The organism is Saccharophagus sp. K07, assembly GCF_014336955.1.
In the GTDB taxonomy this organism is placed as follows: Bacteria; Pseudomonadota; Gammaproteobacteria; order Pseudomonadales; family Cellvibrionaceae; genus UBA5868.
Genome location: NZ_QRAI01000001.1, coordinates 376,738 through 400,376, shown reverse-complemented (window position 1 = coordinate 400,376; position 23,639 = coordinate 376,738). Strand labels below are relative to the sequence as shown.

The following is a 23,639-nucleotide window of genomic DNA, read 5'->3' as shown; positions in this document are numbered from 1 at the left end:
TCCCGGCGGGTCGTCCCGACATACACAGTAAACCGACTCAGGTCGTCCTGGTCAGCGTGTTAGCAGAGTTGCAAAAATTAATTCCAGACCAAAACTTCAATCGGCGTCGGATTGTAGGCATTACAGGGATTATTCAGCTGCGGGCAGTTGGAAATCAGCACAATCACATTCATACATGCACGCAATTCCACATATTTTCCCGGTGCTGAAATGCCATCTGCGAAGGTTAATCCACCGTCCCGCGTTACCGGAACATTCATAAAAAAATTGATGTTATGGGTGATATCGCGTTTGCTGATGCCGAGATGTTCGTGTTCCGCAAGTGCCAGCATCCAACTGTCGCGGCAGGCATGCATGCAGCGTTTTTCCAAGGAATAACGCACTGTGTTGCTTTCCGTTGCACATGCACCACCTATGGTATCGTGCCGACCGCAAGTATCCGCGACAATTTCCAACATGACGTTATTTAAATTGGAACGCAATTGACTGCCGACGGTTAAATACAAATTTCTTTGTTCGCGCACTGTATCCGTGGCGCTGTAGCGCTCGCTGGGATCGTCAGCGTTGTAAAACAAGGTATCGGCCGCCTGATTTCCTTCTAAATCCAAAATACGGAAGGTCTGCCCTTTTTTGATTTCTTTCAACCAATAATCACCGGCGCGCACCACTTCGCGCAGCACGGCATTTTCCGCGTTTAATAGACTTTCACGCACCATCGCAGTCATCGGGCAGCTCCCATGTAATACAGCATGTTATTGGCAAATCCGCGCTGGTTTTCGGCGCAACTATCGCGGCAAATATCGTCTGCCTCCAAAGCGTTGGATTCGAAAAATTCAAACAGAACGGGTTTGCGCGGATATTCCGCCTCAATATTCATTGGGTGTGGGCAGGTGTGCAGCACCACCAGCGTGTCCATTTCAAAACGCAAAGTCACACTGGAACCTGGTTTGGAGTGGTTTTGCACTAATCGCAATACGCCGTTGTCATCGGCTCCCACTTTGCTAAACCAATTGATATTGGCGGCCATATCTCGGCCATTCAATCCGTATTTGGCCAGTTCAACCAAAAAGCTGTCGTAACCGTTTTGTTTCCATAAATTGCGATCGCTCTGATAGTCGCGTGCGCCCCAGCGCGTCGCGACTGTTTCCGCGTTGCTGTTGCCGCTGATGGTTTCGTGCCAGCCGACGGTGTCATCGACAATCGAGCAAAAAATCCGCCCCATATCCGAATATAAACAGTGGCCTTTGGTTAATTTAAAAGTGTGCTGGCATTTCAGGGTGTCCGGCGCGTTGTAGCGCTCGAGCAAATCTTCCGGGTTGTACATCAACATTCCCACATTTGCGTCACCTTCCACATCCGTCATTTTTATGGAAAGACCGCGTCTTACACGGAAAGACCAATGGCTTGCGCCGGGCACGGCATAGCTGTAAAGACTAGGTTTCACCCTATATCTCCTATGTCTGTCGATTAAATTACAGGTTTGATCACGCCGCTCCGACAGCCAGTTTGATCTGCGTCGGAGAAACAATTTTTTCCGCCGTTTTTTGCGCGGATCGATCAACGGGTAAATCGTAGGTAATTTGCGCACCGTAGGCGTTGGGCGCCTGCGGATCGACGCGATGTTTATCGAAAACCCACAAACGGGTTCCCAGATAAAAACCTTCTTTGATGTCGTGAGTAATCATAAAGATGGTCAGCTTGTGCTCGCGCCACAGCGACAACACCAGTTGATGCATATCCGCACGAATACCGGGATCCAACGCGCCAAAAGGTTCATCCAGCAATAAAATGCGCGGGCGTTTGATCAGCGATTGCGCCAACGCCAAGCGCTGCTGCATGCCGCCGGATAGCTCGTGGGGGTACTTACGCAAAGCGTGCCCCAAACCAACCGCTTCGATCATTTCAATTGAGGACTTTTCCGCTTCCTTGCGCGCTTTACCGAATAAACGGCCTAAAAATGGGCTGCTTTTTAATTCGCTGGAAAGCACCACATTGTCCAACACGGTCATATGAGGAAATACGGAATAGCGCTGAAAAACAATTCCTCTTTCCTCACCCGGCTCGGCAACCATAGGTTCGCCGTCCAGCAATAACTGTCCACGACTCGGCGACTCTGTGCCCAACAGCAATTTCAAGAACGTTGTTTTGCCGCAGCCGGAAGCGCCGACGATAGTGACAAATTCACCTTCATGAACCGTTTTGTTGAGCTGTTCCAGCACAACCTGAGAGCCGTATTCTTTCCACAGATTGCGAATTTCGATTAATGCCATAATCAATTCCCCTTATGCGTTTTCCGTTTGCGCGTGAAACCACGGATAGCACAAGCGGGATATTTTCCGCAGCAGCCAATCCAGTAAAAACGCCAGCAAGGTAATCCACACCACGTAGGGAAGAATCACATCCATGGAGAGATAACGGCGCACCAGGAATATGCGGTATCCCAAGCCTTCAGTCGCTGCTATGGCTTCGGCGGCAATTAAAAACAACCATGCAGCGCCGAGAGATAAACGCACACTGGCAAGTAATCTCGGCATAGTCTGCGGCAAAATGACGCGCACGATAATTTGCCAAGTGCTGGCACCCAAGGTTTGCGCCTTGATCAATTGTTCTGATGGAATTTCCAAAACCCGCTGCTGAATATCGCGAATCAAAAATGGCGTAATACCGATCACGATCAACATGACTTTGGATAACTCACCAAGACCAAACACGATAAACAGAATCGGCAGAATGGCCATGGGCGGCACTAACGACAACGCAGTAACGAAGGGAGATAAAGGCGCGCGCAAATAGGGAATCGCGCCATTGAGTACACCGATAATCAGTGCGCTCAGCGCGCTTATCCCCACCCCCAAGGTCAAGCGCCACAAGCTGGCAGCGGTATCCTGCCAAAAAATATATTCACCACTGCGTTTATCGGGCGTTAGCGCAGCTCGATCGATGGCTCCCGCAATGCTGGAAAAAGACGGCAGCAATTTATCGTGTTGGTTTTCCGCTAACCGGGCATTGGACGCCACAAGATAAAGCACCAGACAGAGCACGAACGGCAGCAGTCCCAGCGTCCATCGCGCAGCCCACCCAGGAACACAATTGATCAATTTTTTCATGGGGCATCCCGATTGTAATTATGAAGCTGTCTTAAAATTCGCCAAATGCAGGCGTTGGTGAGCTTCTACAACTTGCCGTCCGCTGCCATTTGCATATAGGTCGGATCAAAGCGGAAACGAACATTTTTCGGATTGCCGTAAATGCCTACAGGTGTTTCTATGCCGATAAATCCCGCGTCTGATGCACCCTCGCCCAACAATCCATGGTCAAACGAAAATTCCGCCACATACTGCATGGTGGTTTTCAGGCTGGCGCTTTTGGTAAAGGCCACCGCATCTGCGGCTTGATAAAACATTTTGGTAGTCGCCAGTTGTTTTTCGTAACCGGCAAGATCGGTTCCGGATGCTTTACCCATAGCGTTGCGCGCGGCTTTTCCTGCTTCACTATCGGCGCTCATCAACGCCATGGTTTCGTACCAGGCGCCGACCAGTGCTTTGCCAAAATTCGGGTTGTCTTTCAGGGTTTCGGTGTTGACCACCAGGAGGTCGATGATTTCGCCAGGAATTTTGGTCGAATCAAAAACGGCGTGGGTGTTGGGCATGGCGAGAATTTCGGATAACAGCGGATTCCAGGTTACTACTGCTGTAACATCCGCCGTATTAAATGCGGAAACCAGATCCGCATCCGATGTATTGACAACCTTGATATCTTTTTCCGCCAAACCGACGCTATCGAGCGCGCGCGCCAATAAATAATGGGACACGCTCAATTCCACCAGATTGACTTTCTGGCCTTTTATAGCAGCCAGACTATTTTTATTTTTTAATACTATACCGTCATTACCGTTGGAAAAATCGCCAACGATCAGCGCAGTGGAATCCACATTTCCCGCCGCCGGAATTGTCAGTGCATCCATATTGGTCATGGAGCAGCCGTCGTATTTTCCTGCGGTATATTGATTGATGGATTCTACGTAATCATTGATTTGCACTACGGAAATTTCGATTCCGTATTTATCGGCCCATTTTTTAACAATGCTGTTGTCCGCAGCCAATCCCCACGGCATCCAGCCTGCGTAAATCGACCAGCAAATGCTGAATTTTTTTCGCGGCTCTGCATAGGCAGATGTGGAAGCGAAAAAAGCAAAACAAGAGAGGAGCAAAACGAAAGTGCGCAAACTGCCGGTCATCAGAACCTCCAAATGGTTACACGAATTTTGGACAGAGGACTCGACAGCACAATAAATATGAGTTGGCTGTTTTCGAACCTCCCGGGCTTTTATCCCGCCGTGTAACCTTCTGCAGTTCATATCCGACAACAATAATGAAGGGAGAAGGTCGACAGCTCTCGGACCAGACATTATCGCGACGATAATCGGAACCCTAGCTGTCCTATTTATACCACCCTGAATAAATCAGGACGGTTGATGCAACGAGCTTTCATAAAATGAGTAAATACTCATACTTACGAAACAAGTCCTCTGCTTGCAGCGCGATGATTCAGTAATTTATTTCGCTAATGAAAATTGAATTATCAGAAGCACCAAGCGAAGGGTATTCAGCAATAGTGATGCCAGATTCTAATAACAAGGTTGTGCCCATCTCCAAAATACAAGCGCGTCACAAAAATGGCGGCACAATTCATTAATCAACAAACTCACCCGCGGAAATCCGGCTGCGCGTAGGCACTGTCTTGATGCAACGCAAAAAATCTGCACCAAAAAAGATCTTTAATATCGCCCCCGGCCCCTAGCAATTCGCTCAAACAAACCCAATAATTTCCAAGCATCTTCATTTAGAGGTAAACCCATATGCATGCACACCAAGACCCGGTGTGGGAGACAATCAAACAAGAGACTCGCGACCAGGCGCAAAACGAACCTGCCTTAGCGAGCTTTCTGCACTCGACCATACTGAATCACGATACCTTTGAAGATGCTCTGAGTTATCACCTGGCCCAGAAGCTCGCCAGCCCCGCGATCAGCGCGCTGCAAGTCCGTGAAATCATCGACGAAGCCCTTTCCAGCGACCCCAGAATTGGCCAGGCGATGCGCGAGGACATCAAAGCGGTTTTCGAGCGCGACTCCGCCTGTAACGAATACTGCCTGCCCTTCCTCTACTTCAAAGGCTTTCACGCCCTGCAGTGCTACCGCGTGGCTCACTGGCTGTGGCGTCAAGGCCGGTTTGCCTTGGCCTACTTCTTCCAAAGCCATATTGCCCTGACATTTGGCGTGGACATCCACCCCGCCGCGCGCATCGGCAAAGGCATAATGCTGGATCACGCCACTGGCATAGTGATTGGGGAAACATCCGTTGTGGAAGACGATGTGTCCATCATGCAGTCGGTGACGCTGGGGGGGACGGGTAAAGAAACCGGCGACCGCCATCCGAAAGTGCGCCGCGGCGTGCTGATCAGTGCAGGTGCCAAAATTCTCGGCAATATAGAAATCGGCGAAGGCGCCAAGATAGGTGCGGGAAGCGTAGTGCTGAAAGCCGTGCCACCACATACCACCGTGGCAGGCGTACCGGCCGTGCCGGTGGGCAAACCGCGTTCCGCCAAACCCGCTCTGGATATGAACCACGAAATCAGTTGCGACAGTGACGACTGTGGTGGCTGAGGTTACAAGTCAGCGAAGGGCATAACCTCGCGAATGTCCTTCACTTTAAGCAGACACATCAGCAAGCGATCCACTCCGAGCGCCACACCGGCGCATTCCGGCAAACCCGTCTCTAACGCGGCGAGAAAACGCTCATCTACCTCCGGAACAGTCAAACCTAATGCGGTTCGGGTTCTGCGGTCGGACTCAAACCGCTTGCGCTGCTCTTCCGCGCCACACAGTTCCCAATAACCGTTGGCGAGCTCCATTCCATCCCAGTACACCTCAAACCGGCGTGCCACCTGCTGGCCTGCATCATTCAACGCCATGCGCGCCAAAGCACATTGTTCTCGCGGGAAGTCATACACAAAGGTGATGCCGTTGCCGAGTTCGGGTTCGACACAATGGCTGAACAGCAGATCGAGGCAGGAGCTTTTATCGGTAAGCGGACTATTGAGTTCGATTTTGCTGGCGATACAAGCCTGCAAATCTGCCAAGCTCGCTCGATGGGGACACAACCCCAACACCGCCTGGAATGCATCGGTGTAACTGGAAAAGCGGATGGCGACATGCGGCGCAAGCTCGCGGAATAGTTCCGCCATTTCCTGCATCAACGCATGGTCGTCAAAGCCCAACCGGTACCACTCCAGCATGGTGAATTCCGGCCGGTGCCGCCGCCCGGATTCATCGCTTCTATAGGCTTTTCCCAGATAAAAAATCGACGGACTGCCTGCGGCCAACAGGCGCTTCATAAAGTATTCTGGCGAAGTCTGCAGATAGCCGGTGCCCGGCACCACCAATGGCTCCAAGTGAATATCGGTGACCGTGGCCGCGCCTATGGCCGGGACATCCACTTCCATCACATCGCGGGCGTAAAAAAACGCGCGCAACTGTTGCAGCAGCTGCGCGCGTTTTTGCAGATTGGCCAGGCTGGCACTGGGCTGAAACATAAAGACGCCTGCCGGGCAACCTAGACGATCAATTATTTGTTGGCGCGACCCAGATACTCACCAGTACGAGTATCGACACGCAGAACGTCGCCAATGGAAACGAACAGAGGTACTTTCACCACGGCGCCAGTAGACAAAGTGGCTGGCTTGGTACCGCCTTGCGCGGTGTCACCTTTCAAGCCTGGATCTGTCTCAACCACTTCCAACTCAACATGGTTGGGCGGAGTTACTGCCAGAGGCTCACCGTTGTACAGGGTGAGGGTTACTATATCTTGCTCACGCAGCCATTTAGCCGCTTCGCCAACGGTAGCTTGATCAGCTTGCAGCTGCTCGAAGGTTTCCGGATGCATGAAGTGCCAGAACTCGCCGTCGCTGTAGAGGTATTGCATTTCACGATCGACAACATCAGCCGCTTCCAAGGTCTCACCAGACTTAAAGGTACGTTCCCAGACTCGGCCGGATTTCAGATTTTTCAAACGCACTCGGTTGAAGGCTTGGCCTTTCCCGGGTTTGACGAATTCGTTTTCCACAATGGAGCACGGGTCCCCGTCCAACATCACCTTCATTCCACTGCGGAATTCACTGGTAGAATAGCTAGCCATTTTGCCCTCAATTCATCTCAAGTTATCGGGTACTGATAAAAAAGGCGCACATGATACCGCGAACCGTGCCGACATGGCAGACCAAAAGCTGGCAGGAAGAACTGTCAGATCTTATTCAGGACCCGGCGATTCTCTTGGAGCGTCTTCAACTTGGCCCGGAATGGCTGAAGCCGGCCCTTGATGCAAGCATTCACTTTCCATTGAGAGCCACGGAATCCTACGTTTCCCGCATCCGACCGGGCGATCCGCAGGACCCGTTGCTACTTCAGATTCTGCCGCTGGCGGAAGAACTCAAACCCGCTCCGGATTATCAAAAAGACCCTCTGGAAGAGGCGCGTTTCACGCCGGTGCCGGGGTTGGTACACAAATACCAGTCGCGCGTGCTGCTGGTCGCCGCCACTCAGTGCGCGATCAATTGCCGTTATTGCTTCCGCCGCCACTTCCCTTATGAGGAACACCAACTCAGCCGCCCTGAATGGTTGGCGGCGCTGGACTATATCCGCCGCGCTCCCGAGATCAACGAGGTGATTTTGAGCGGCGGCGATCCCCTGTCCCTCTCGGATAAACAATTGGGCTGGCTGGTAGAAAATATTGGCAATATCCCTCACATAAAGCGGCTGCGCATTCATTCGCGCTATCCGATCATTTTGCCCAGTCGCATAACGCCGGAGCTGCTTAAGGCGATTCACCATCCGCGACTGAAAACTGTAATGGTTATGCACTGTAATCATGCACAGGAAATCGATGGCAACGTACACGACGCTGTTAAAGCGATGCGCGGTGCCGATATTCTCGTACTTAACCAAGCGGTGCTATTGAAAAAGATTAACGACAACAGCAGAATTCTTGCGACACTGAGCGAAAGTTTGTTCGATGCGGGCGTTTTGCCGTACTACCTCCACCTACTCGATAAAGTGCAGGGCGCCGCTCATTTCGCAGTCGCTGAAGACAGGGCTAGAGAGCTTTACGGAGAATTGCTGACACTCCTGCCGGGCTTTCTGGTTCCCAAACTGGTCAGGGAGACCCCAGATGAAGGCTCTAAGACACCCATCCCTCCGCTCTAGCATTCGTGAGCAGGGAAGCTGATTATGCGGTTCGGCGCGTCTTATATCGTCTGGACGCTATACTAGGGAGAAAGCTGATTCGGACCAGCGCATCAGTCGCAAGCACCTTTGACGCGAGCGTTGAGCGCGAGCAATATAACCAGTAAATGCTAGGACGGCATAAAGGTCTTTTGATGAGCCAAATATTTGAACCGATTCTGAGTCTTTCCCAATTCAAGCTGCCGCCGCAGGACATCAATCTGCTCAGCTTCTGTGCTAGCAACAAGCTGGCGAAGGTCAAAATCTGGCTCGACAACCTCAAGCTGACCCAAGTCAAAAACACCTGTATAGAGCTTTACGAAGCCATCCCGGAAATCACTCACCTCAAGACCGATCCCGAAACTCGCTATGAAATGCTCGAAGCATTCTGGCCGGTAACCCAGCAATCCCTACTCGGTTTATTAAAAGATTTTCTGCAACAGCCTTTGATTTTGCCGGAACCGGCGCAGAAAACAGCGCTGCTGGCGCAAGCCCTGCAGAAGCATCTGCTGGACGGTTATACCCTGTGCGCCAAAGAACTGGTGCAGCAAAAAAAACTGAAAGCGCAAAAACAGGCAATATTGCTGAATTCCTTGCATCGCGCGCTCTCGGCGCTCAGCTTGTTGATGTTGCGCGCGTATCAGCTCTACACCCCTATTCCACCATCCATGTGGCTGCGCGCCCACACTCTGTATCAGGTGGCGGAGTATTACGATCTGCACGACCGCCCCGCACCGGTCGCGGTCGGCACTGGCGCCCAGACCATTACTGAACAATATGTGCGCCTAGTGGTGATGGGCAGTATCCGCCCCAACCAGTTGGCGCAAAACGATATAGCCATCGCCTATCGCGCCCTGGAATCCTGGGCGCGCCATGTGCAACTGCACCCGTCCGCCACCGAGGACGAAAGCAATCTGTTTCTGGTGGATCTGCATCAGGACGCGGGCCCGGTCAGCAAAAGCCGCTTTGACGGCGACCCGAATCACCGGGTGCTGGAGCTGGATTTTCACTCCCTGGTCGGCCAGCTCTGCAAACTCACGGGCAACCGCCCCAATCCTGGCGCCGATTGGCTCGGGCAAATGCCCAGCGTGACTGCGCCACCGGATATGCCCTCCAGCCTGATCGACCATATGTTGCACTGCTGGGGCAACCCGGCCCAGCGCCGCCAGGACCGCCGCCGCATAGATGTCGAGATAGACGCGTGCGTCGGCTTGATCGATTGCCACTATCAACTGTGCGGCAGCGTCGAATTCGACCGTTTTATCAATCCGAAAGACGAGATCCTCGGCGACTCATTTCTCTCCGGCGGCTTCGACGCTCTGATCGCCAGCATGAGCGGTAAAAAGAGCATTGACTCCCCCAAACCCGCGCGCCAAACCACTTACCGGGTGGTGTTACAAAATCAAAGCAGCGGCGGATACTGTATTTTTTGGCAGGGAGATCTGCCGACCAGTCGTGTGGAAGCGGGCGAATTGATCGGTTTGCGCGAGCCGGATCGCCGGGTCTGGAGCATTGGCGTAGTGCGCTGGATTCGCCAGCTCAAAGGCGGCTCACAACTCGGCATCCAAGTGCTCACTCACCAGCCAGTACCCTACGGCGCGGCCTGTGTGATGGATATGGGCGGGCAAACCGATTTTATGCGCGCCATTCATATCCCTACGCCGGTTATGGAAGATCAACCACCCAGCCTGTTAACCGCGTCGGTGCCATTCCAAGAAAATATGCGCCTGAAACTCAAACAGGATGGCGACGTTATCAGTGTGCGACTGAATAAATGCGTCTTTTCCACCGCTAAACTCAAACTGTTTGGCTTCGAAACCCTGTCAAGTGACAGCAACGACTTTTAAGCAATCCACTGACAAGTTCACGAATTCAGATAAGAATCCTGGGCGATCATTCGGATTGTCCAATACTTGAATTGTTATTTTTCGTGGGGACTTTGCAGGCTAGGACTATACTTGGTATTTCAGTAAACTGTTGCGCTTATTCGATATCCCACTGACGACGGACAATTATATAAGCCGCGCTTGGGAGGCCGAGGGGCGGCCCCCTCCGACCATATAAGCTGAAGTGGTATGACCTCGATTCCGACCGTACGATTATTAATACTCAATGACTCCCGCTCAGAAGCTGAACGACTGATCAGCATGCTGCATAACGGAGGGCGACCTACCCGGGCACAGCACGTTGAAAGTGAAGAGGCCCTGGCAAAGCTTCTCCAAGAGCAGTCATGGGATCTGGTGATAGGACTGGATTCCACCCAAAACGTCCCGCCTGCCACCGCCATCAAACAAATCCGCCGCCTTGCCAAAGATATCCCGATGATCCTTCTCACTGATGAAGAAGGCACTCACGCCATAGTAGAGGGATTGAAGTTGGGCGCGGCGGACGTTGTGCGTTTGGATGAAGACCAGCACCTGCTGCAAGTGATCAACCGCGAGTTGATCAACCGGGAAAACCGCGCGCAGCAACGCTTGGCGGAACGCCGCTACAAAGAAATCGAACGCCGCAACCAACAGCTGCTGGACAGCTCGCGCGATGCCATTGCCTTTGTCCAGGACGGTATGTTTCTGTACACCAACCAATCGTTTGCTGAGCTGCTCGGCTACCAGGAGCGCGACGACCTGGAATGTATGCCGGTTATCGATATGGTGGAGGAACAGGACCAGGAGCGGGTTAAAGAATTTCTCAAAGAATTCATGTTGCGCGGCAGTGATGTCGAAACGGCCAAGCTGACATTTCAGGCACTGGGCAAAGATCAGGAACCCAGAAATCTCAGCGTCGAAGTTCGCAAATCGCAATACGAAGAAGAACTCTGTATTCAATTTGTCATTCGCTCGAATTCGATCAACAACACCGAATTAGAGGCGCAGCTAAATCAGATCCGCAATCAGGATCTGGTAACTGGCTTGTACAACAAAAATTATTTGATCGAAAAACTGGAAGAAACGGTCGATTCCGCCGTACAAAATCACACGACCGGAGCGCTGCTCTACATCGCCATCTCCGATTTTCTCGAAACCGTACAACAAAAATTGGGACTGGCGTCCGCCGATTTGGTATTGGGCAATATAGCTGCCTATCTGAAAACGCTGGTGAAAAGTGGCGATATCCTGTGCCGTTTCAATGAAGCTGGCTTTATGTTGCTGATTCCCAAAATCAATGTGGATATAGCACAAAGCCGCGGCGAGGAAATTGCCAAAGCCATGCGCAGTCAGATCGTCGATATCGACGGCGCAACTCTGCAATTTATGTATTACGCGGGCGTCAGCATTATCAACGAAACCACCAGCAATTCCGACACACCAGTGTCGCAAGCGCTGAAAGCCTACGAAGTCACACTGAACAAAGCACAGAAAGACAAAGCCATTTTGGCAACCACTTTCGAGGAAGAAGAGCAACAAACCAAGAGCGGCCGCTCTCCCAAAGAAATTGCGAAAATGGTGCAAAACGCCCTCAATCGCGGGCGTTTCCGTTTGTTGTTCCAACCGATCCTCAGCTTGCGCGGCTCCGACAAAGAGCATTACGAAGTGCTGCTGCGAATGGTGGACGATAATAATATGGGCATGTCACCAACGGAATTTTTGGATGTTGCCGCGGAAATCGGCGCAACCACCAAAATTGACCGCTGGGTTATTCTCGAAGCCATCAAAGTGCTTGCCCAACACCGCGCTTCCGGCAATAACACCCATTTGATCATCAACCTCAGCAAAGAATCGCTCAAAGACACTACCCTGCCACCTTGGCTCGGGGTCGCCTTTAAAGCGGCAAAATTGCCACCGGAAGCAATTATTTTCCAATTGCAGGAAAATGACGTTAATGATCACCTGAATATTGCCAAAACCTTTACCGCACAAATTACCGCCTTAGGTTGTTCGTGCAGTATCAGCCATTTTGGTTGTGCACTGAATCCATTCAACGCACTGGAGCATGTCTCTGCGCAATACATAAAAGTGGATGGTTCATTTACCAAAGAATTGCAAAACGGCACAGGTGAGCCGGAAGCGCTGAGCAATCTGGTGGCACAAATTCACGAACACGAAAAAATCACCATTGTGCCCTTCGTGGAAAATGCCAGCGTTCTTTCAAAACTCTGGCAATCGGGCGTGCATTATATTCAAGGTTATTATCTGCAAGGACCGACAGAATCGATGGATTACGATTTTGACACCGAAGGTTAAAAATCCATTTTTTATCGCAATCGACAAAAGGCCCCTCTGGGGCCTTTTTTCTTATCCGTATTTATTCAGTCTGCGGGAAACCCAAGCAAACGAAGCACTACAAAACAGCCTTGATGATATTTCGTAATTCGTGCTGACGGAAAATCCCAGGCGTAATATATTCGCGTCTTCCACGAGTATGGAGCCACGCAACTATGCATCACCCACTTCAGTGTCGCTGCGGTCAGCTGGCCGGTTACGTTGCTCATGCTCGGCCGCGCGGCCGCATTCTGTGTTACTGCCGAGACTGCCAGGCGTTTGCGCATTTTTTAGGTGATCCGCAGACAATTCTGGACAAAAACGCCGGCAGCGATGTGATTCCAGCTTCTGTGGCGGACGTGCATTTCACCAAGGGACTGAAGTATCTCGCGTGCATGCGTTTGTCCCCCACTGGGCTCTATCGCTGGTATGCCAGCTGCTGTCGCACACCGATCGGCAGCACACCTGCCAATCCACGTATCGCTTATATAGGACTTCTACATAGTTGCTTGCGTAGCGGAGCAAGTTTGGATGAGACCTTTGGACCTCTTCGAGTATGGGCATTCACCCACAATGCACACGGCCCGATGAAAAAAAGGCTTTTGGCGATGGCAACCAGTGTGCCTCGGATCATAGGTGTGATCGCCAGCGAAAGTTTGCGCAGACAGCATAGATTCAGCCCCTTTCTTCAGCCGGACTACAAAACTCCAATCGTTACACCGCGGGTTTTAACCTTGGCAGAACGCACCGAATTGATTGCGCGTGTTGAAAAGAGTCGGCGCGTTAACGCCTCACACTAATGTCATTTTTAAATCCCGCCAGATACCCTATAGCTACGGCGCGATTAAAAGCGCTGTTGGCGCTGGGTGCACGTCTGCTACAGAAATATCCCTGGGCGATTGCCATTATTGGGTTTGTATCCGGCGCCGCGAGCTTTTTTCTGGTAGAGCGCGAACAGGAAAAATTTGCGCAGATTCTTTCCGTGTTGATGTTGGCCAGCTGGGCGTGGTTGGCACTGGAGAAATTATTACGCCGCGGCATTTCCCACTGGTTCGGCTTTGAGCTGCCTCCCCCACTGCTCAGCTTTGTCACCCAGATGGTGCATCAGGAAAGCCTGTTTTTTGTTATCCCCTTTTTCTTTATTACCACCGCATGGAATACCGGCCAAGCCGTTTTTACCTCGATTCTGATTTTATTTGCCGTTTTATCCATCATAGATCCTATTTATTACCGCTGGATAGCCGCGCAACGCTGGCGCTATTTTATTTTTCACGGCTTCACCTTATTCGCGGTTCTGCTTACCGCGCTTCCCATTATTTTTTATCTGCCAACACCAAAAACTTATCTGCTGGCCTTGGGCGCAGCTATTATTTTGTCTTTGCCGGGAATCATAAGAGCCTTGCGCTGGCGCTGGTGGTGGCGTGCACTTTTTGTGGTTGCGATAGTCGCTCTTACCGCGAGTATAGGTCTTTATACGCGCACCTGGATTCCTCCAGCTACTCTGCGCCTTACCAAAGTGGCCGTGACCGATCAAATCGATGTATCAAAACGCGAGCCTACGCGCGCATTAAAGGTTATAACGGACGAACAGCTAAAATCCGGGCTTTATGCCTATACCGCTATTCGCGCACCTAGAGGCTTGCGGGAGCGCATTTATCACGAATGGCGGCTCAACGGTAGAACCATCGATAGAATTGCGTTGGATATCAATGGTGGGCGTGAAGAAGGCTACCGAGCTTGGACACATAAGCTAAACTTTCCTCCCTACCCCACAGGGAAATGGGAAATTCATGTTTTGACCGAGGCCAATCAGGTCATCGGAATTTTCCGCTTTACCGTAGTCAAAGCGCATCGCGCGCAACCAGCGGTCAAGGATGCACCTATACCGATACAACCAGAAGCAGGAACGGACGCAGACGCAATAAATGAGAATATTTCAGTAGAAATAAATGAACCACAGAGAGAAGAGATTCAGGAAATAATAGAAGAACCTCAAACTATCGAGAATAACGAGCCTGCAGAAGCGGAAATCAATGAACCGGCAGAAATAATCGAATCCGTTGAACCCGCAGAGGCAAATGAACCAGAAATTGAGATAATGGATTCGTCAGAGGAAAAAGGACCAGTGGATACAACGGAGAATGATCCAGTGGCACCTATGGAGCCCTCAGAATCCGCTGAATTACCAGAATAATCGCACGGATGTGACAACAACCCATAAGGTCACACAATGCAGATAAAACATTTTTTCCGTCCTATTACCTTTATTGTTTATTTTTTCGCTCTGACGCTCACGGCATCACTGAGTTGGGCACAGTTTTATTTTGCTGGCGAGGATGGCTACCGGCTCTGGCTTAAATACGATGAATTGCAAGACCAAACGCGCAAAAAGCACTATCAGAAACAACTGCAATCTGTTCTTGTGGAAGGGCAATCCCCAACCAGCGAAGTGATTCGGCAGGAGTTAAGTTATGCCCTGCGCGGACTATTAGGTAAAGCGCTGCCAAATAAAACCTCCATTGCCAACCATCAACTTATTGTTGGCACACCACAGAACTCCTCGTTGATTGCGGAGCTGCAGCTAGCGGAGTTGGCTGATCTAGGCAAGGAAGGCTATCTGATCCGCAAACAAAAAGTGCGCGGCAAAACCGTCACTGTGATTGCGGCAAACACCGATATAGGCGCCCTTTACGGAACCTTTCACTTTTTGCGCCTGCTGCAGACCCAGCAATCCATTGATCAGGTCAGCATTGTTTCGGCACCCAAAATGGATCTGCGCGTATTAAATCACTGGGATAATCTGGACCGACATGTGGAGCGCGGCTACGCGGGGCAATCCATTTGGGACTGGCACAAACTGCCGGATTATCAGGAGCAGCGTTATTACGATTACGCACGCGCAAACGCTTCCATCGGCATTAACGGTACTGTGCTGAATAACGTCAACGCAGATCCATTGATTCTGACTCCGCAATATCTGGAAAAAGCGGCGGCTCTTGCCGATATTTTCCGCCCCTATGGCATCAAGGTTTATTTGTCGGTCAAATTCAGCTCGCCGCAATTGATCGGCGGATTAAAAACCTCCGATCCGCTCAATCCAGAAGTACAGCGCTGGTGGCAGGAAAAAGCCAAAGAAATCTACAGCATCATTCCGGATTTCGGTGGCTTTCTGGTGAAAGCCAATTCCGAAGGACAACCCGGCCCGGGCGATTTTGGCCGCAGCCACGCAGAAGGTGCCAATATGCTTGCGGATGCATTGGCATCCCACGGTGGTGTGGTTATGTGGCGGGCATTTGTCTATGCCAATGAGAAAAATGAAGAGCGGTCTAAACAAGCTTATTCAGAATTCAAACCGCTCGACGGCCAATTTCGCAACAATGTTCTGGTTCAAGTGAAAAACGGACCAATCGATTTTCAACCGCGCGAACCTTTTAGCCCATTGTTTGGCGCCATGCCAAAAACTCCTCTGATGATGGAATTCCAAATCACCTTGGAATATCTCGGCTTTAGTACTCACGCAGTTTATTTGGGTACTTTATTTAAAGAAGTTTTGGATAGCGACACCTATGCGAAAGGCGCAGGTTCAAGCGTAGCCAAAGTCATCGATGGCTCACTGTTTAATAACAATATTTCCGGTATTGCCGGCGTTGCCAATATAGGCACCGACCGCAACTGGACCGGCCATATTATTTTGCAATCCAACTGGTATGTCTTTGGCCGACTCGCGTGGGATCATCAATTATCTGCGCGCGAAATCGCCGACGAATGGGTCCGCATGACACTGAGCAATGATGCCGAAGTTGTCGCGACCGTAACCGATATGATGATGGACTCACGGGAAATTACCGTGAACTATATGACGCCACTCGGTTTGCATCACATTATGGATGAAGGCCACCACTACGGCCCTGGTCCTTGGATCAAAGATTTGGGCCGCGATGACTGGACCTCGGTCTATTATCATCGCGCAAGTCCATCCGGCATTGGTTTTGATCGCTCACCCTCGGGCGTCAACGCGGTCGAACAATATTTTCCACCTGTGCGCGATCTCTATGCCTCACCAGAAACCATTCCGGAAGAATTTCTTTTGTGGTTCCACCACGTGAGTTGGGATTATAAAACCCGCTCCGGCCGCACCTTGTGGGATGAACTTGTACATCGCTATTACCAAGGCGCAGCCGATGTCACCGCCATGAAAAATACGTGGAACAGCTTGCAGGGAAAAATCGATCCTTATCAGTTCAGACAAGTGCAAATGGCGCTGGGTATTCAGGAGAAAGAAGCCTATTGGTGGCGCAACGCCTGTGTGCTTTATTTCCAGAGCTTTTCCAAGAAACCAATTCCTACAGGTTTGGAAAAACCGCAAGGCACTTTGGAAGAATATATGAAATTGAAATTTCCCCATGCGCCAGGCCAAGGTAAGTAAGGAAAGAGATATAGCCGTGAGCAAGAAAAAACTTGGGTTAGCTTTAGTCGGTCTTGGGCATTACGCCACAGACCGCATCGCCCCCGCCCTGCAAAATTCCCAATTCTGGAAACTGACAGGAATCGTTTCGGGCAGCCCGGATAAGGCTGCCCAATGGCAAAAAGAATGGAATTTGGCACAAGACAATATTCTGAATTATGAAAATTTTGATCGTATTGTCGATTGCCCAGATATAGATGCCGTCTACATATGCTTGCCCAACAGCATGCACGCAGACTTTACGATCCGCGCAGCCAAAGCAGGAAAACACGTGATTGTGGAAAAGCCCATGGCCACCAATATTGCAGACGCAGAGCGCATGATCGAAGCCTGTCGCGCAGCGGGTGTGCACTTGGCAGTTGGATATCGCCTGCGCTTCAATCGCTTTCACCGACAAATTGCTGAATGGGGACGCAATAAAACTTACGGCAAAGTAGATTACATCAATGCAATTTTCAGCATTAATGTCGGCGAACCCGGTCAGTGGCGTTTGAACCAAACATTATCCGGCGGCGGCGCCCTGATGGATGTGGGCATTTATTGCATTCAGGCTGCACGTTACGTTACTGGTGAGGAACCCGTTTCGGTAAAAGCGCAATTTGGTCCGGTTGTAGACACCGAAAAATATGCCGAAGTTGAAGGCAGTATTTCCTGGCAGATGAAATTTCCGCGCGGCACTTATGTCACGGCCTACGCGGGGTTTGAGCACTATATCGATGAACTCTGTATCCGAGCGGAAAAAGCTTTTTATAAATTGGAATCCGCTTTTTCCTACGGTCCGCTCAGCGGTATTTTGCGCACCGACGAAGATCACATTCAGCCGATCGATTTGCCCAACGAACATCATCAACTGATGCAAATGGAAGAACTGGGACAACTCATCTCTTCTGGCCATCCACCGCCGGATTACGCTTCTGGGCAAGAAGGGCTTAGCGATATGAAAATTATCGAGGCAATTTATAAGGCGGCGGAAACTGGCGAAGAGATTTACTTATAGAAGCCATCTCTGAAATCTGTGTTTTCACAGACATCCAATTGCCTGAACTATACGTATGTATGAGGAATTTAAAGAGGCGTGGGGAGAGCCGCGCCTCTTTATGAGAGAGGCGCTGAACCTTTAGAGGATTAAATATAGTTACTGCTTTTCCAAACGTCGTTAGTCGGTTTGGCAACCTGTAACCTCGGCTTGCGGTTGTTCTTCACATCAATAATGTATTGAATCAACCCCTGCTCGGCCAGATAACGGGTTTTAAACGGCCCCAGATTTCGGCCTTCCCGTGTGGTGGCATACCATTCAGCACCGATGGTAAAAAAGCGATCCGTACGGAACCAGGTTTTTTCTTTCTCCCCTTTGCGATAATTCACAGTTACATCTCCTAGTAAATCACAGTCAAACGAAGCAAAGCACAATTTGAACCAAATCCAAATTTGGCTTTTCCATCAAGCACTTAAGCAAAAAACCTTAAGAAGCCCTTGTACTGCGCTGTAAGCAAATTTGACACTTGCCACAAAAGCCAACAATAGCGATTGGAAATAAGGTGACGAACGGTATCTGCCGGGGCCAAGCGGCTAGGGTGTCGAAAAATTTTTCATAAAGGATTTAGCGCTACTGAAATATCTGGTTATACAGCAGCGGACAACTTATTAAAGAAGAAGAAAAATTTATAAGATAAATCGCTTCATTGCGGATTTTTCTTTTTTAATTGGCGGACCGCAGATACATCCCCAAGAAAAACCTTAAGCGCATCCTTATCTGAATCGGATAACGCTGAATCATCAAGCAATTTCAGCCTCTCGATGACAATTTCCAGCGCTTCTGCCAAGTGACCGATTTGTTTGCCATAGCTGCCTACATTCTGAAGAATTTCCTGCTCCATAGATGCATTTGAGGAAACGCCGGCGTTTACATTTAAAAAATTAAACGACCAATTAGGCAAAATCGGCTGATACAGATTATTAGGTGCCAACTGCAAAGGGAGATAGACAGATTGCATAAAACATCCTCCTGTTAAAGTTTCCTGATTGCAACACGCGCAGCGAACAAAACGTCACGCACCGTGCATTGTTAAATGCTATCAGGAACTACAGTAGCTTGATGATGCAGCATTTGCCAACGGCCATTTTCACTGATCCAAATGGAGCTGCGGAGGGCGACTTGTTGCGAGGGGGAAACAACGGAGCTATAGGTAACTAAGATGTGGGAGTCGCCGAGCAGTTTGAACCGAAAATCCGACAGCTGATAAGTAGACATCCGCGACTGATTTGCATCCGCTATAACATCGCTTTTCAGAATCACTCTGCCAGAGCTGCCGAACTCGACAAATTCATCAAACAGCCGTTCTTGAATACGACCAATATCTTTGCGGATTTTTGGATCGACCAACTCCCTTTCAAGATTTTCTATTTCGCGAAATATTTCCATTTAATCCCTATCTCACCCACCCGGCATCGGCAACCCAGGCAGCCCGTGGGTTACCAGCAGCAATCCGCGCTGATAATAATCCGAACTTTGTTGCGGCTCTCCCAGGTGGGCGAGCAGGCGGCCGAGTTCGGCGTAGGCGGCGGGGGTTGGGTGGAGGCGGAGGCTGGTGAGGAAGTGGTCGCGCGCTTGCCCCCAGAGTTCGTTACGCAGACTGATGCGGCCTAAGGCGAGATGTAATTCGTGATCGTCAGCGTGCTCCTGTTCCCACCGTTGCGCGTAGTGAAGCTGGCTTTGACGATCGGTGGGAGAGGCAAGCCCGTAAAGTTCGACGAGCGCGGGAAACCATTGCTCTTTAAGAGCTTGGCGAATTAATGCCTCAGCAGCATCGTGCGCGCCGGCGAGCACCAAATAGCGCGCGTAAATTAAGACGAGTTCAGGTTGTTTGCGATTGATTTTTGGTATGCGCTTCCAGATTTCTTCCAATTCTTCCAATACTGCGCTTTTATTTTCTTCGCGCAATTTTTTGCCTGTCTGATTTAACAAGCCTGCGTAGGTTTGTTGTTCAAGTTTCTGTATTTCATTTTCTGGCAAAACTTTATGCGCGCGCAGTTGCGGCAATAAAAGTTCAGCTGCTGGCCAATCGCCCATGGCGACATAGACTTTTTTCAATAAATTCAGCACCAGCGGATGAGAAGGCAGCGCGGTTTTGACGCGGTGAAGCGTGGCAAGGCTGGATTCGTACTGGCCTTTATCCAATAACATCTGCGCACGGCTGAGAGAAATAAGGTGCGAGTGCGAAGGTGAAACGGCTTGTGCTTTATTTAATAATTCCTGCGCTTTATCAAATTGCCCTAACTGATGAGCACTGTGCGCAGCCGCCAAATATTGCACGAGAGGTTTGTCTTGCTTGCGCGCGGCCTTGAGCAGGTTTTCTTCCGCGCTCTGCCAGTCGCCTTCAATAAAACTCAGCAGACCGCGCTGCGTACGCAATTCCGCCTTGAGTGCGCGGCGACGCGCAGCTGCGCCCCAGCCAAGCCGCATAAAACTTCCGGTACCGCGCACAAAACGCCAGAGCACACCCAACAACCAGAGGAACAGCAATACGCAAAGCAGCGCAAAAACCAAACGCATTTCAATGGTTTTGCCGGCGACGACAACCAATACATAACCTGTGTCATATTGCAGCAAATGCCACAATCCGGCGCCCGCCACTATGGCGAGCACGCTGACGAGAATCACTTTTCTCATAGTTGTCCCTCAGCGGCTGGGCGAACCCGGTGCAGTTGCCGTAAATAATTCCGCAATTGGGTTTTGGACTCGGTAATTTCCGGCAGGGACGGCGCCACATTGATGTGCGTTAATTCTTGCAGGGCGTTTTGCAAACGGCGATTGGCTTCGCTATCCACATAATATTGCTGCAGAAGTTTTTGCGCCTGTTCCAAACTGTGGAGATAAACACGCGGTTCTTCCTGCAACACCGCCAATTGCGCTTGTTCCAGCAGCAGGCGGACATTTAATGCGGCCAATTGAGCGGAATAAGTGTCCACCAAAGGTTTTGTTGGCGTAGTGACGTCATCGATGCGTACATAACGGTCAAGACTGCCAGCGATATTTTTAATCTCACGCCACAATTTTCCTGCCCAATTTTCCGGCTCGGAGTCGGCGGCAGGCTCTTCATTGATTTGTTCAACTTCTGTTTCAAATCCGGTAGGCGCAAGTCGCGGCAAGGTCTCGACGGTTTCCGCCAGGGCGTAAAGGCGTAAATAAATACCCTCTTTATCTACTGGCTCCACGCTTTCCAATGCGGCTATTTCTTCATTCAGAGTTTTGCGAATCGCAAATACAGTGGCATCGCCACTGCCCTGGCTCACCTGCAGCAGGCGATCGTCCGCCGCGCGCAACAATGCCAGGGCATTTTCTGGCGAGCGCTCCATCAGCACACGCTGATTGGCCACATTGAGCAGATATTCTGCTTCGGCGAGCAGCCAGTCTTCACGACTGGTAGTCGACAGGCTGTTAAGACGTTGCTGCTGGCCCTGCAGCTGCTGTTGCAGCTCATTTTGCGTTTGCTGGAGCTGGCGCAATTGCTGTTGCAGCGCTTGTTCGCGCTCATTGGCAGAGCGCACCAGCGCATCAACTTGCGCGTCGAACTCCTCTTGCAGCTGACTGCGCAGCTCGCCAAGCTCGCTTTGATTATTTTGCAGTTGGCGGTCAATCGCGGCTTCGCGGCTTTGCCATTGCTGCCAGAACCAGTAACCCGCGCCGCCCAAAGCAGCCATAAGCACGATCAGCACAAGCAGCCACCCTATTCCGCTGGAATTCGGAGGAGTTGTTGTGGTCGGCTTCGCAGGTTCCGCTGCCGCAGGCGGCCGCAGTTTCAAGGATTCAGCAGAAGATTCAGATGGAAGAGCGGGGTCGATGGGTGATTTGTCGTTGTTGTCCGCCATAAGACTCACTCAGAGTTGAAGGAATGGCCGCCTCATGGCGCGCCTATGGATCTTAGAGCCTCTTGTACACCGGCGAACATGACGGGGAGCGTGGCATTTTCCACCGCCACTACCCGGCTAAAGCCGGCACTTTCCGCTGCCTGTAACACTCGCTTGCCCGGTACAACCAGGACCATGCCGCGCTCGCTAACGCGATTGGCCTCCAGGACTTGTATGTAGTTCTGCACAGTTTCGCCGCTGAACAGCGGCACCACATCCGCGGCACAACCCGCCGCCAGCAGCGGCGCCGCTTTGGCGGCCGCTTCCGCCGGCAAACGCCGGTGGTACAACTCACAATAGCGCACTGTGGCGCCGCGGCTCTGTAGGATTTCCCCCATGCGGGGATAACCACCTTTTCCGCGGCAGATCAGAATCTTTTGACCCGCAACATTCTGCATTTGCGGCAGGTCCAGAATTTCCTCCGTATCCATGGATGTTTCGCCAGCGACCACCGGCACTCCCTCGGCCCGCACGGCTTCGGCGGTTTTGCTGCCGACCGCTAGATACTCCACCCCCAGGGGCAGTTGCGGCCAGTAGTTGTGCAACCAGTTAAATGCTTCGCGCACCGCGTTCTGGCTGACAAAAAACACTTTGTCGAACTGATCAAAATCCAGGATATGGTTTTTGATCGCCTGGATTTCCTCCGGCTCTTGCACCGGTTCTATGGCCAGCAATGGCAAGTCGATGACTTTGCGCCCAAGCGCTTCCAGCGACTTCCGCCATTCGGCGTTTTGCTCCTCTGGGCGTGTCGCCCAGATGCGCGTTTCAGCCACGACCATAAACCTTGCGCAGAATCTCGTCGGCCCCTTGGCTCAACAGTTGTTCTGCGAGCTTGATGCCCATGGCCTCGCCCTCTTCCGCCGGGCCGCGAACGTCGCCGCGCAGGATTTTCGAGCCATCGGGCTCCGCCACCAAACCGCGCAACCAGAGTTCGTTATTCTGGTGCACCGCATAGCTGGCGATGGGCACCTGGCAACCGCCTTCCAAACGCCGGTTCATGGCGCGCTCGGCCAATACGGCTTGCGCCGTAGGCAAATGATGCAGGGGCTTCAGCAAATCAATAATGGCGGCATCCGCCACGCGGCATTCAATCCCTACTGCTCCCTGGCCACCGGCAGGCAGGCTGAATTCGGTAGAAATATAGCCGCGGATGCGCTCTTCCAGACCGAGGCGGATCAGGCCGGCGGCGGCCAGGATAATGCCGTCGTATTCGGCGTCGTCCAGTTTATCGAGACGGGTCTGCACGTTGCCGCGCAGGAATTTGACCGTGAGATCTGGGCGGGCAGTGAGGATTTGACTCTGGCGTCGCAGGCTCGATGTGCCTACCACCGCACCGGCGGGCAGGTCGTCGATGGAATCATAGGTATTGGAAACCCAGGCATCGCGGGGATCTTCGCGCTCGCAGATGGTGACTAGGCCGAGCCCTTCCGGGAATTCCATGGGCACGTCTTTCATGGAGTGCACGGCTATGTCCGCTTCGCCTCTTAACAGGGCCTGTTCCAGCTCTTTGACGAACAGACCTTTGCCGCCCACTTTGGCCAGCGGCACATCCAGCAATACATCGCCACGACTGCTCATGGGCACCAGTTCCACCACCAAACCGGGGTGGTGCGCTTCCAGGCGGCTCTTCACGTAATTGGCCTGCCAGAGCGCCAGTAAACTCTTGCGCGTGGCAATACGCAGTTTTTGTGGATGGGTCATAGAAATGGCCTTCTCAGAGTGAAACATTGGCCCTGCTTCGCCAAGCAGGGTGCGGGATCATAACAAAGGCTCGCCCCAAGTGTCAGAA

General features: G+C 51.4%; 22 protein-coding genes and 1 riboswitch. Of the genes, 8 read left to right on the top strand and 14 right to left on the bottom strand.

From position 1 onward, the window contains the following. Nucleotides 1-77: 77 nt before the first annotated feature. From DWB84_RS01655 to DWB84_RS01635, 5 genes are all read right to left on the bottom strand, one after another. Nucleotides 78-716: an urea amidolyase associated protein UAAP2 gene (locus DWB84_RS01655; RefSeq protein WP_187408906.1), complete on the bottom strand. Its 639-nt coding sequence runs from the start codon at nt 714-716 to the stop codon at nt 78-80. 5 nt (nt 717-721) lie between these two features. Then, the gene (locus DWB84_RS01650) at nt 722-1,444 is read right to left on the bottom strand and encodes an urea amidolyase associated protein UAAP1 (protein WP_187408021.1); all 723 of its coding nucleotides are present in this window, start codon (nt 1,442-1,444) and stop codon (nt 722-724) included. A gap of 40 nt (nt 1,445-1,484) precedes the next feature. Then, on the bottom strand, nt 1,485-2,270 hold the full coding sequence (locus tag DWB84_RS01645) for an ABC transporter ATP-binding protein (protein ID WP_187408020.1): 786 nt from the start codon (nt 2,268-2,270) through the stop codon (nt 1,485-1,487). Nucleotides 2,271-2,282: 12 nt separating this feature from the next. After that, nucleotides 2,283-3,107: an ABC transporter permease gene (locus DWB84_RS01640; protein WP_187408019.1), complete on the bottom strand. Its 825-nt coding sequence runs from the start codon at nt 3,105-3,107 to the stop codon at nt 2,283-2,285. Between the two features lie 65 nt (nt 3,108-3,172). Beyond that, complete coding sequence (locus DWB84_RS01635; protein WP_187408018.1) at nt 3,173-4,237, bottom strand: putative urea ABC transporter substrate-binding protein; 1,065 nt, start codon at nt 4,235-4,237, stop codon at nt 3,173-3,175. Between the two features lie 76 nt (nt 4,238-4,313). After that, nucleotides 4,314-4,445, bottom strand: a riboswitch (guanidine-I (ykkC/yxkD leader). Nucleotides 4,446-4,858: 413 nt separating this feature from the next. Between DWB84_RS01635 and cysE the strand changes: the two genes are divergently transcribed. Then, the gene (gene cysE, locus DWB84_RS01630; protein ID WP_187408017.1) at nt 4,859-5,665 is read left to right on the top strand and encodes a serine O-acetyltransferase; all 807 of its coding nucleotides are present in this window, start codon (nt 4,859-4,861) and stop codon (nt 5,663-5,665) included. Between the two features lie 2 nt (nt 5,666-5,667). On the opposite strand, the gene epmA is transcribed toward cysE, so the two are convergent. Both epmA and efp read right to left on the bottom strand, forming a co-directional pair. Further along, the gene (gene epmA / locus DWB84_RS01625; protein WP_187408016.1) at nt 5,668-6,594 is read right to left on the bottom strand and encodes an EF-P lysine aminoacylase EpmA; all 927 of its coding nucleotides are present in this window, start codon (nt 6,592-6,594) and stop codon (nt 5,668-5,670) included. A 32-nt stretch (nt 6,595-6,626) separates the two neighbouring features. Further along, complete coding sequence (gene efp / locus DWB84_RS01620) at nt 6,627-7,196, bottom strand: elongation factor P (RefSeq protein WP_187408015.1); 570 nt, start codon at nt 7,194-7,196, stop codon at nt 6,627-6,629. Nucleotides 7,197-7,246: 50 nt separating this feature from the next. On the opposite strand from efp, the gene epmB reads away from it, so the two are divergent. From epmB to DWB84_RS01585, 7 genes are all read left to right on the top strand, one after another. Then, nucleotides 7,247-8,260, top strand: a complete 1,014-nt coding sequence (epmB, locus tag DWB84_RS01615) for an EF-P beta-lysylation protein EpmB (RefSeq protein ID WP_187408014.1) — start codon at nt 7,247-7,249, stop codon at nt 8,258-8,260. A gap of 173 nt (nt 8,261-8,433) precedes the next feature. Then, nucleotides 8,434-10,125, top strand: a complete 1,692-nt coding sequence (locus DWB84_RS01610) for a PilZ domain-containing protein (RefSeq protein ID WP_187408013.1) — start codon at nt 8,434-8,436, stop codon at nt 10,123-10,125. A 228-nt stretch (nt 10,126-10,353) separates the two neighbouring features. Beyond that, nucleotides 10,354-12,459 (top strand): EAL domain-containing protein, encoded by a 2,106-nt coding sequence (locus DWB84_RS01605; RefSeq protein ID WP_187408012.1) that lies wholly within the window; start codon nt 10,354-10,356, stop codon nt 12,457-12,459. A gap of 194 nt (nt 12,460-12,653) precedes the next feature. Next, complete coding sequence (locus tag DWB84_RS01600) at nt 12,654-13,277, top strand: DUF6151 family protein (RefSeq protein WP_187408011.1); 624 nt, start codon at nt 12,654-12,656, stop codon at nt 13,275-13,277. After that, on the top strand, nt 13,277-14,671 hold the full coding sequence (locus DWB84_RS01595) for a DUF5924 family protein (RefSeq protein WP_187408010.1): 1,395 nt from the start codon (nt 13,277-13,279) through the stop codon (nt 14,669-14,671). The genes DWB84_RS01600 and DWB84_RS01595 overlap by 1 nt, the downstream gene beginning before the upstream one ends. A 36-nt stretch (nt 14,672-14,707) precedes the next feature. Continuing rightward, entirely contained in the window at nt 14,708-16,903 is a 2,196-nt protein-coding gene (locus DWB84_RS01590) for an alpha-glucuronidase family glycosyl hydrolase (protein ID WP_187408009.1), read from the top strand. 16 nt (nt 16,904-16,919) lie between these two features. Further along, on the top strand, nt 16,920-17,939 hold the full coding sequence (locus DWB84_RS01585; protein ID WP_187408008.1) for a Gfo/Idh/MocA family protein: 1,020 nt from the start codon (nt 16,920-16,922) through the stop codon (nt 17,937-17,939). A 128-nt stretch (nt 17,940-18,067) separates the two neighbouring features. Here the strand turns inward: DWB84_RS01585 and DWB84_RS01580 are convergent, their stop codons facing one another. The 7 genes from DWB84_RS01580 to hemC all read right to left on the bottom strand — a co-directional run bounded on the left by DWB84_RS01580 (nt 18,068) and on the right by hemC (nt 23,551). Then, nucleotides 18,068-18,307 carry a DUF6316 family protein gene (locus tag DWB84_RS01580; RefSeq protein WP_187408007.1) on the bottom strand — a complete coding sequence of 80 codons (240 nt, stop codon included), beginning with the start codon at nt 18,305-18,307 and terminating at the stop codon, nt 18,068-18,070. A gap of 314 nt (nt 18,308-18,621) precedes the next feature. Further along, complete coding sequence (locus tag DWB84_RS01575) at nt 18,622-18,936, bottom strand: hypothetical protein (protein ID WP_187408006.1); 315 nt, start codon at nt 18,934-18,936, stop codon at nt 18,622-18,624. 71 nt (nt 18,937-19,007) lie between these two features. Beyond that, the gene (locus DWB84_RS01570) at nt 19,008-19,364 is read right to left on the bottom strand and encodes a DUF4440 domain-containing protein (RefSeq protein ID WP_187408005.1); all 357 of its coding nucleotides are present in this window, start codon (nt 19,362-19,364) and stop codon (nt 19,008-19,010) included. A 12-nt stretch (nt 19,365-19,376) separates the two neighbouring features. Further along, nucleotides 19,377-20,612: a heme biosynthesis HemY N-terminal domain-containing protein gene (locus DWB84_RS01565; RefSeq protein WP_187408004.1), complete on the bottom strand. Its 1,236-nt coding sequence runs from the start codon at nt 20,610-20,612 to the stop codon at nt 19,377-19,379. Further along, on the bottom strand, nt 20,609-21,811 hold the full coding sequence (locus DWB84_RS01560; RefSeq protein WP_187408003.1) for a uroporphyrinogen-III C-methyltransferase: 1,203 nt from the start codon (nt 21,809-21,811) through the stop codon (nt 20,609-20,611). The genes DWB84_RS01565 and DWB84_RS01560 overlap by 4 nt, the downstream gene beginning before the upstream one ends. 32 nt (nt 21,812-21,843) lie before the next feature. After that, nucleotides 21,844-22,623, bottom strand: coding sequence for a uroporphyrinogen-III synthase (locus tag DWB84_RS01555; RefSeq protein ID WP_187408002.1), 780 nt, complete (start codon nt 22,621-22,623; stop codon nt 21,844-21,846). After that, on the bottom strand, nt 22,616-23,551 hold the full coding sequence (gene hemC, locus DWB84_RS01550) for a hydroxymethylbilane synthase (protein ID WP_187408001.1): 936 nt from the start codon (nt 23,549-23,551) through the stop codon (nt 22,616-22,618). Before hemC ends, DWB84_RS01555 begins: the two co-directional genes overlap by 8 nt. Nucleotides 23,552-23,639: the final 88 nt, after the last annotated feature.